Origin of the sequence: Cyclobacterium sp. (assembly GCF_014762705.1) — a bacterium.
Classification (GTDB): domain Bacteria; phylum Bacteroidota; class Bacteroidia; order Cytophagales; family Cyclobacteriaceae; genus Cyclobacterium.
On sequence record NZ_JABURL010000097.1, the window covers coordinates 75,839 to 86,446 of the forward strand.

A 10,608-nucleotide genomic window follows, 5' to 3' on the forward strand; every position below is an offset into this window, starting at 1 on the left:
TCTTAATTCGGACTCAGGTTTATAGCTATTATACAATTAGCCGGATTTTGTCACTTCATATCACTATGCTGATTATTGGCTTCGGAAAGTCAATATATTATTTTTGGCAGTCGGTTTTTTAGAATTAATTTTAAAATAGTCATTTTCCGGCATTATCAGACCCCCTGATAAATACATGAAGTCATCCTATTTATATTACTTAAAATCAACACATTAAAGGCTTTCACTTCATTCATGAGTTGGTATCCTTTTCTGGAAGATCGTTTTCCCGAAGTTCCTGAAGCTTTTGCCGGAGGATTTCCTGCATCTCTTCTACCTTGTGTTGATAAGCAGGAAAATGAGCCAGGTTGGTGTATTGTTTGGGATCTATTTCCATATCAAACAATTCCATCCCTTCCTCACCATTCTCTCCGTACTGGATAAAGGCCCATTTCTCATTTCGTATCAGAAAAGTATGGGTTCCCCTCCAGACATTGACCGAGAAAGCAAAATCTCTGGTTTGATGGGTTGGATCTTCCAATGTCGGGGCAAAGCTGATTCCCTGGATCTCATCTTCCGGTTCGATGCCCGTTAGTTCGGCTATGGTAGGATACAAATCAATCAATTCGACAAAAGAATCAGAAACCTGTGCCTGCATTCCCGGAACTTTGACGATTAATGGTACCCTGGAGGATTCTTCCTTCAAACTGACTTTCATCCAGAAATCATGTTCGCCCAGGTGAAAGCCATGGTCTGATGTGAAGATCACAATGGTATTGTCATCCAGCCCTTCTTCCTCCAGGGTTTGCAATATTTTACCTACCTGTGCATCCATATAAGTAACCGATGCATAATAGGCTCCAATCGCCTTTTTTTGTTGCTCTTCCGTCATTTTCGCATTCAGCGTGGTGACATAGTTGATACCTTTTTCCGGAATATCATCCCAATCTCCCAGTACCTTAGGTGGCAATACTACCTGCTCATAAGGGTATCGGTCAAAGTAATTTTCAGGAGCAACGAAAGGCACATGAGGCCTCACCAGACCCACAGCCAGAAAGAAAGGCTCATCCTTAAATTTTCGGATCAGTTCAGCTGCCTTTTGTGCTGTTTTTCCATCGGAATGCACCAGGTCATCTCCATCTGCTTTGACAATGGTCATTACATTGCCTCCCTTCCTGGGCAATAAGCCAAGTGGATTATTTTGTACCAGTTCGGCCTCCCCTTCGGCCGTCCATTCCGGTCCCTGACTGTTGTACCTTTCGTTCCAGGAAGCTTCGTCATCCGTTCCGTTCGAGCCCTTTTCGATATCACCAGGCACTCCCATATGGAAGATTTTACTCACACGGGCGGTGTGCCATCCCTTTTCCTTAAAAAGTTGTGGCCACATTTTTTTATCAGGCCCGATATTTTCTCTCCCACTGACGTAACCAAAAGTCCCGGTGGCATGCGGATAGTAGCCCGACATCATGGAAGCCCTGGAAGGACCGCAGACAGGATACTGACAATAGGCCTGTGTAAACCGGGTACCTTCACTTGCCAATCGGTCAATATTGGGGGTATAACCGGCACTATTTTCATAGGAAGAAACAGCAGTAGTGGTCAGGTCATCTGAAATGATAAACAAAATATTGGGTTTTTCGCCAGACTGGGCGAAGCTGGAGATCCAGCCAATCAACAACAATCCAAGAAGTAATTGCTTTTTGTTCATGGGTTAGTTTTTTAGGAATAATGAAGTGCAAAAAAGACAAAAAATCCCCCCGAAAAAAACCGGAGGGATTTTTATATCAATAACCTGCATTCTGTGTCAAATTGGTATTCAACTCTCGTTCCCTCTGGGGAATGGGCCATAGGTAATCCCTGCCTGGATCAAAGGACCTGTCAAAGCCATCAAGCCGGATTTGTTTCCATTCACCACCTTCTTCATAATAGCGTCCCATAGGCACACCCGGCATGACTTGTTCTGCCAGCTGCCACCGGCGGATATCAAACAAGCGGAAACCTTCGAAGGCCAGTTCCACCGATCTTTCAGCCCGGACCAACTCTCTCAACTCATTGACAGTGGGTGCCATTTCGGTGGTAACCGGGGGTAGATCTACGCTTTCACGTTGCCTCACTTCATTTATGGCATCATAGACAGTCTGGTCAATTTCTCCAAGCTCGATCTTTGCTTCTGCGTAGGTCAACAATATCTCTGCATAGCGCATCAGGATAATGTTTAACCCGGAATTAGAAGGGTTGGTATAATCTTCTTCATCAACATATTTCCGGATATTGTATCCGGTAGCTGTAGAATAAACAGTTATTTGTACCGCATCGGATCCATCTGTTCCGGGAGTAGAACCATAAATGCCGCCATCTGGAAGAGGAGTGCGTTCAGAAATGAAAACTGATTGATACAATCTGGGATCCCTGTTTTCCATTGGATTCAGAGGGTCATAGCCGCTTTGGGGATCAGTGATGGGCAGGCCGTTCGCCATGGGATATAGGTCAATCATGCTCTGGGTAGGGACGTAAAGGCTACCTGAACTACCTGGTATTTGACTCCAGGGTGCTGCAGTGGCATAAATATTATGCGAATTGACATCTGCAGCAAATTCTCTGGCCAAAAGCACTTCCTGGTTGTTTTCTCCTGCGTATTGAAACATTTCGAAATAATCCGGATACAAGGCATACTCCTGGCTATCCATAATGGTTTTGGCGGCAGCCGCAGCCTCGCCATACCTGCCTGCATAGAGCATGGCCCTGGCCCGAAGACCCAAAGCAGCCCCCTTTCCAATTCTGCTTCCATTCTGGTAGGGAAGCCAGCCTGCTGCCTGACTTAGTTCTGCAGAGACAAAATCCCAAATTTCATTTACCGGATCCCGCGTGACTGATCTTCCTGTCTCTATATCAAGGCCTGTGGTAATTAAAGGAACATCCCCAAAAAGCATTGCCAATTTGATATAATGGTACGCACGAAGAGTCATTACCTCGCCCTTGAGTCTATTGATGGCTTCCTGATCATCTTCCTCTACCTGATCTATGTTATCCATAAAATCATTGGCTCTTCGTATCGCTTGATAAGCATCCTGCCACTCATTAAAATACCTTCCTGAGGCTATGGTACCGAATCCTCGCTGAAGTTCTACATTGGCATTGAATGGGTGATTGGTCAGTAAATGATCTGTCAATCCATCATATGAGAATATACCGGTTCCGTCCAGAGTAGGATAAACTGCATTGGCAGCAAACTCGGCATCTCCTAAAGTTTGCCAGAATATTTCTTTTGAAATTCTATCGTTGGGTATGGTTTCCAGCAAATCGGGTTGGCAACCCATCCATGTGATAGTCACAATGGAAATCCATATTTTTATATTACTTAATTTTTTCATCGTTGTCTTTTTTTAAAATCGAACATTGGCACCTAGTGAATACATGCTTACCTGAGGGTAATATTGTCCTCTTCCGGAAGGAATTTCCGGATCCAGATCCCAGCGATTTAGTTCAGAAAAAGTCAACAGATTGGTTGCCCCTACATATAACCGGATTCTTTCCACCGCAAGTTTATCTATAATAAAAGCAGGCAAACTATATCCTAGTACAATATTCTTCAGACGCAGGTAGGAGGCATCTATCAGTTGTGTATCAGAAGTTTGAAAGTTTCTGGGATCTCCCTTGATGGGACGCGGAAACTCTGCGTTGGGATTCTCAGGAGTCCAATAATTGTCGGTGTAAATCGCGTGCGTAAAGGTCTCATAAGTAGCAATTTGCTGAAATGCTCCATCCAATCTGGTTTTATGTCCTGAGGCCCCTTGAAACTGAACAAATAAATCGAAGTTTTCATAGGTGAAATTTCCATTCATTCCAAAATCAAACCTTGGGAAAGACAAACCGAGGTACTGGTGGTCTTCCTCGTTGATGATGCCATCTTCGTTCATATCCAGGTATTTGACATCTCCTGGAGCTGTATTTGGACGCAAATTAGGGTAATTATCTGCTTCTTCCTGGGTTTGGAACACCCCATCAGTAAGGTATCCCCAATGGGAATTGATGGGTAATCCCTCTTCGATGATAAAACGAGGAGCCGTGGTACCTCCCGAAATATAGGGACCGGAGTTAACCAGGTCCAGCACTTCATTGGTATTGTCGCTGAAATTAAGGCCCAGGTCATAAGTAAGCTTTTGCCCACCTCTAAGGTTTAGTCCGATTTCATAACCTTCATTTTTTACCTTACCCGCATTTTGAACTGGCGCCCCAAGGCCTATTAGGGCAGGTATGGGCAATTGCAACAGTATCCCATCTGTAAGTTTATTGTAATAATCGAAAGTTACAGACAGCCTGTCATCAAAAAGCCCCATATCAAAACCAATATTGGTTTGGTAGGTGGTTTCCCAGGTAAGGTTTTGATTGGCCAGGTTGGACTGGGCAAAGCCTTGAACCGGCGACTCATTGAAGGAGTAATTAATGGCACTCAATGTCTCAAAATAGGTATATAGACCTACTGCCTGGTTTCCTGTTGCTCCCCTGGATCCCCTTAACTTAAATTCGTTTACGGTCTCCTTCAGGTCCAGCCAGAAATTTTCTTCGGATAGCCTCCATCCTGCCGAGAAAGAAGGAAAGAAACTGTAGCGATTATCTGCACTAAATCTGGATGATCCGTCGTATCTGCCATTGAGTTCCAGAAAATATTTGTTGCTAAAGTTATAGTTAAAACGGGCAAAGTAAGACCTCAAGCCCCATTCGGCATCAAATCCATTGGCATCCCGGTTTTCGTTCGAACCTTGACTGAGCGATTGAACGTCATTGTTATAGAATTCCTGCCGGAAACCACTCATTTGATTGGATTGATTCTGAATAGTAGAATACCCCAGCAACCCTGTAAACGTATGGCTTTCTATCGTTTTGGTATAATTCAGCAAGGTATTCAGGGTGTATTCATTTAGGTAGCTTCTGAATTCAGTCAACCGGTTTATTTGCCTCTGCGCAACGCGGCCGTTAAGGGGGTCCCTATTGTAATACCGATCGGAAAAGGTTTTGATTTGACGGTTGTCATTTCTCAGGGCATATTGTGTGGAAAAGTTAAGCCCTGGTAAGATCTCATAATCAAATTTAATACTTCCTGTTAGGTAATCGTTTATTGTCCTGCTTTCACCGGTTAGTTCTGCAAAAATAAGGGGGTTGTTTACCTGCGGACCCAGGCCATACTCTCCCGTTTCATAGCGCGGCCAGGAGAATTTACTGGCATGCAGAATATATTGGAAGACCCGTGATTCACCATCACCAGAGGCGGATAGACCTGCCGGCTGTATAGAGTTTTTAGTCCGGTAGTTCAAATCACCAGAAAATCTGATTTTCTCCGATGCTTTAAAGTCCAGGTTCATCCGGAATTCATTCAGTTCGTCACTAAAGTTAGGGGCGATACCTTCAATTTCCTGGTGCCTGAGACTAAACCGACCATTAAATTCTTCACTTCCCCCACTGACGGCAAGGGTATGGTTTTGCTGTGGAGCCACATCTAACATGCCCAAATGATCTCTTCTGAAATAGGGATAGGGCAAAGGATATTCAGGACTTGGGGCATTGGCAACGTATTCCTGAATGTAGGCATCAGTATAGGGAATCGGCCTTCCGGCATTGGCATGTGCCACATTTTCCAACCTAAGATAACTACCCACATCCATGTGTTCGGGACGGTTGGTCACGTCCTGCAGTGCATAATAACCGTCGTAGGATACGTTGATTTTACCGGCCTTGCCCCTTTTGGTAGTTACCAGAATAACCCCATTAGCTGCCCTTGATCCGTAGATAGCAGCTGAGGAAGCATCCTTCAGGACCGTCACCGATTCAATATCGTTGGGATTGATATCGTTGATCCTTTGTTCAATCCCATCGACTATTATCAAAGGATTGTTGTTTCCCAGGGTAGTAATTCCCCTGATCCGGATGTTTACATTGTTATTGCCCGGTCTCCCGCCCTGATCAACCACGGTCACGCCGGGGGCAAAGCCCTGCAGGGATTGCTGAAAGTCCGCAACCGGTCTTCTTTCCAATACCTCTCCGGAAACGGCTGCCAGGGAATTGGTAACGGATAATTTTTCCTGAACACCATATCCCACCACCACAACTTCATCCAATGACTTTTGGTCTTCTTCCAGCGTAATTTCCAATTGGGTTTGGTTTCCCGGTGTAATGCGCTGGGATTGGTAACCAATAAAAGAAATCAGGATCACAGCACCATCAGGAACATCCAATTGAAAGGAACCATCTATGTCAGTAACGGTTCCTGTGGACATTCCCTCTATCACCACTGTTGCACCGGGAATAGGTTCACCATTTACATCTTTTACGACTCCTTTCACCGGGTCATACAATTCATGAGCCGGATCACTTATTTTTTCTCCATCTTTCATCGACCCGACATAAATGGTTTTGTTTACCTGCTTGAATTTAAGGCGGGTAACTTTTGCCACCGCTGCGAGTACATCGTATACGGATTGATTGCCAGGTTGCAATTTTAATGTGGAAGCAGCATCAAATAAATCATCAGCAAAAATAACATGGAAATCAGTTTGTTCCTCGAGTTCCTTAATGATATCTCCAAGGGGCCAATCTGCCTTGTTAATCCGCATAAATGTTTTATCGATGGGTTTGATTTGAGCTTCGGTATCATTGGCCAGCAAAGTGGTCAAAAACAAAGACTGAAGCACCAATCCATACAGGAGTTGACGTGATACCATCTTTATTAGGTAAAGTATGTTTCTTTTCATAATTTTAATCGTTTTTATTGTTTATACACATAAGAGCAGGCAGGGTAAACCAGGACATTTGGCGATGGAAAGGTTTATCCTGCATTATTTTTTCATAGGCTATTGGGGATAAATGGTGACAACATTATTTTCTAATTCATGAGTGAAGTCCAGGGTGAAACCCAGACCTGTAAGCATATTATCAAGATTATCGTTGGTAAAAGTGCCCGATACGGTCCTGTTTAAGTCCAGGTGACCCCGGGTCTTAATGGATACCCCATACCAATTTTCAAGGGACTCCATTATGTTTTTTATATTTTCATTTTTAAAATGTATCAATCCGTCCTTCCATAAAAAAGGGTCCTGGCTTTCAAACGTCGCCAGTTGAAGTTTTTCCGGATTTCCCTGTCTGTATGCTGCCAGTTGACCTGGGTTCAATATTAGTATCCCCTCTTTCTCTTTGTTGATTTTAACACTTACTTTACCTTCCAAAAGGGTCACATCAGTATTTTTTCCCTGGGATTTAATATTAAATTTTGTTCCCAATACTTCAGTGGTCAATTCACCTGAATGTACCCTGAAAGGGCGATTCCCATCGTGGCTTACTTCAAAAAAAGCCTCCCCTTCCAGAAACACTTCTCTTGAATCCCGGGAAAATTTTTCGGGAAACCTGATTTTCGAGTTGGCATTTACCCAAATTTTACTGGCGTCAGGCAGCTCCAATACCAATTTCTGCCCTGGCAAAACACTTCTTTCTACCCAATGGACGGTACTTTTGATTTCTTCAGAATGGCCTTGATGCTCATTCATTACCTGAAAGCCCAAAAATGCCAACCCAATAAGTAAAAGACAGGCAGCCGCTGATCGAATCAATGCCAGGTTAAAAATAGACTCATCCTGAAAGGCAGGCTGCTTGTTTTTTTGAATCCTGGAATTGATTTGAGCAAGGAGGCGCTCATTACGTTCCAAATCTCTCGGGACATTGTTCTTTTGGCACCAGACCTCCTCCAGCATTTCTTCCATTTGATGGTCCGACCCTGGTTGATCCAGCCAGGCATGTACCTGCTTTATTTCGGAAGGATTTGCCCGCCCGGCTATATATCTTCTAATGATAGATTTATCCAATGTATTCGTCCTTTATAAGAATACACCCGTTTCGAAATTTATACTTAAAGGAATTTCAGAAAAGAACCAAAACACCAATTAAAAAAGAGGTAACTAACCCAAAATCACCAAATTATGTATGTTAATATGAATAAAAATATAGACCTATCTAAATTTTTACTATTAAAAAACTTTTTTCCCAAATAAAGATGGTGTTCTATGGTCCTGACAGAAAGTTTTAATTTATTCGCAATTTCTTTATTGGACATTCCCTCTACCCTGCTGAGCATGAATACCCGCTGCTGAACTTCCGGCATTTCGCCAATCCTGTTCATCGCCTGTAGCTTGCTTTCCTGGAAGCATATCCTTTGAAGCGTGTCTTGCTGATCCATTTGAGATTCGGCAGGAATCTCGGAAAGATCACAATGCCTTTTAATGCTACGAAGGCGATTAAGAATCTGATTCTTTACCGATTTGAAAAGGTAGGCAGCAATACTCTTTGCCGGATCCAATTGTTGCCTTTTTTCCCAAACATTAACAAAAATGATTTGAACGACTTCCTCCGCTTCATCTGGATTGCCCATAAAAGCATCAGCAAAACCCAACATTTTATCCACGTACCTCTGATAAAGTTCTTCAAAGGCGGATTGATCTCCCTGCCTGACCAGGAGCACTATTTCGGATTCTTTTCGTTGGGAATGCTTTGTCATTTAATCCAAGTCCTTACTAACAGAATTAAATTAAGCAAAAATTTATCATATTTTCCAGCACAAGGCAAAACTTCATCCGGGATTTTAGAGTTTTCGGCAATTACCCTTCAAACCGCTCTTCATTCACCACCTTTCCCAATACATCCCGGTGCTCAAATAAAATTTCAGGTGTTTGGGCATTGCGGTGAACACGAATGCTTAAAAAGCCCCCCTTCAGCCGTAGAAACCTGTGCTCCGGCCTTACATCTCCTTCCTTCCATCCCTGGGAATGGCAATCGCTTACCGGACCCGACCCAAATTCCATCAGCCCGGTTTCCTTATCCTTTGAAACATATTGCCAATGCCTGTCCCCATTGACCACATACATGTTGGGCTGTCCTGAAAGAAAATTCCTCAACCACTCGCCCTCGTGCCGAAAACTTTCATTGGCATGGTTGTCTGTTTTATTTTCCCTGTCAGGTCCCACTACCGGAGTGGCGGTAAACAGGATTTTGAAGGTGGCATCTGAGGCTTCCACACTTTCCTGAAACCATTCTTTCTGCTCATCTCCCCAAATGGTCTTCTCCGGACCATCTTCCATGGTATTTTCAGAGCGGTATTCCCTTCCTTCTACCAGCCATACCTGCAAGTCTTTGCCCCAGCGAAGTGTCCGGTAAGGCTTTCCTTCAATGGGCACATTTTCATACCAAAGTTTAAGTCCATCATCAAAGGTAAGATCACCATAAGGCCCTTTTCCCCGGTACATGTCATCTTTGAGCAAATCGTGGTCATCCTTGACCATATATACCGGAACCTCCTTGTAAAAATCCCTGAGGGACAACCAGCCATCCATGGCATGCCATTTGTGCCTGGCTTTCTCCAGATTTTTGGCCAGGGGTCCGGGCTTATCATAATAGATATAATCTCCTGTATGGATAAAAAAATCTGGCTCCAGACGTCGCATGCTATCGTACGTCTGAAATCCTCTACGCTCATCATCAAAACTCCAGAAATACTGGCAAGTGGAGGTGGTGAAAAATACAGGAGCCGGTTCTGTATCGGAAGGAGGTGTTGTGAAACTACCGATTTCTTTCCTGATCGTATTATTGTCTACTGCCTTCGCCTCCCAGTCCACCTGATAGGCTGTATTTGGCTGAAGTCCCTTCACGGGAATTTTCACCGTAAAATCATCAGCCTCCTCCGCAGCCTGCCAGGAAGAATTAAAAACTGACCGGCCACTTTTGGTGGAAACCTTTGCCCTCACCAGGCCGGCAGATCCTGAGACCGCTCCATCCATTTCTGAGACCGGCTGGTCTTCATCAAAATCTATAGGGTGACGGAATACTTTTTCCTGCCGCTGATGGCGCAGGGGCTGAGGAAATTCTTGTCCGCAAAGCCGGGTCCACAACATGGCGGATTCTTTACCCACTTCTGCAATTTTGAACCCATTAGTGAAATAAACACCTGTATTGGTCCTTGAAATCAGGTCCAATAATTTTTGAATGGGTTGGGAGATTACTTTTGGAGTGACAATCAGGGATAGAAGACTTAGCCCTGTTTTCTTGAAAAATCCCCTTCTGTTTGCTTTGTTCATTGGTAATTGGGTTTTATTTGGGTACAGTTGATGTAATCAGAAACCGGATCATAGCACAGCATTACGCAATATCCGTTGGAATAAAAGTTTTTCCCAGATGAACTGGAAGTTTAATCCATTGCTATTTTTATCCGACCGTTTGCCTGGTTTGCTGATCTTGATGGTTAAATTTAAACAATAATTCCGTGACATGAATGCTTTATACCTTGGTTGGCTCAACCAAACTATTGCAATATTTGATTTCTATTGTCTAGCAATTAAAAAAATTACAGTCATTTATTATTAAATGGAGCAAAAATTCCTTTCTGACCTGGACAATAATAATTCACATTTTTTTATTAATAACTAATCTTGTTCTTGGTAATAATTCAAAAATTATTTTGTTAAATTTTTGGATTATTGCTGGTCTAAAGATTTGCCCTTAACCTTGTAAAATGGCGCTTCTTTCCTCTTTCTTTTTGTCTCTTAAGAAACAGTTTATCCTATGGTTCTGCCTCCACTAATTCCATGCCTAATT

Annotated in this window: 6 protein-coding genes; all 6 read right to left on the bottom strand. The window is 43.3% G+C overall.

What is annotated here, in order from left to right; translation table 11 throughout:
• Window positions 1-232: 232 nt before the first annotated feature.
• The 6 genes from HUJ21_RS19570 to HUJ21_RS19595 all read right to left on the bottom strand — a co-directional run bounded on the left by HUJ21_RS19570 (window position 233) and on the right by HUJ21_RS19595 (window position 10,091).
• Window positions 233-1,687 carry a sulfatase gene (locus HUJ21_RS19570; protein ID WP_291372213.1) on the bottom strand — a complete coding sequence of 485 codons (1,455 nt, stop codon included), beginning with the start codon at window positions 1,685-1,687 and terminating at the stop codon, window positions 233-235.
• Between the two features lie 76 nt (window positions 1,688-1,763).
• Window positions 1,764-3,350 (bottom strand): RagB/SusD family nutrient uptake outer membrane protein, encoded by a 1,587-nt coding sequence (locus HUJ21_RS19575; RefSeq protein ID WP_291372214.1) that lies wholly within the window; start codon window positions 3,348-3,350, stop codon window positions 1,764-1,766.
• A gap of 12 nt (window positions 3,351-3,362) precedes the next feature.
• Window positions 3,363-6,725, bottom strand: a complete 3,363-nt coding sequence (locus HUJ21_RS19580) for a TonB-dependent receptor (protein ID WP_291372215.1) — start codon at window positions 6,723-6,725, stop codon at window positions 3,363-3,365.
• Between the two features lie 99 nt (window positions 6,726-6,824).
• Window positions 6,825-7,829: a FecR domain-containing protein gene (locus tag HUJ21_RS19585; RefSeq protein ID WP_291372216.1), complete on the bottom strand. Its 1,005-nt coding sequence runs from the start codon at window positions 7,827-7,829 to the stop codon at window positions 6,825-6,827.
• A gap of 104 nt (window positions 7,830-7,933) precedes the next feature.
• Complete coding sequence (locus HUJ21_RS19590; protein WP_291372217.1) at window positions 7,934-8,518, bottom strand: RNA polymerase sigma-70 factor; 585 nt, start codon at window positions 8,516-8,518, stop codon at window positions 7,934-7,936.
• 100 nt (window positions 8,519-8,618) lie between these two features.
• A complete protein-coding gene (locus HUJ21_RS19595; protein ID WP_291372218.1) occupies window positions 8,619-10,091 on the bottom strand; it encodes an alkaline phosphatase D family protein in 1,473 nt (490 codons plus the stop codon).
• Between the last annotated feature and the right edge of the window lie 517 nt (window positions 10,092-10,608).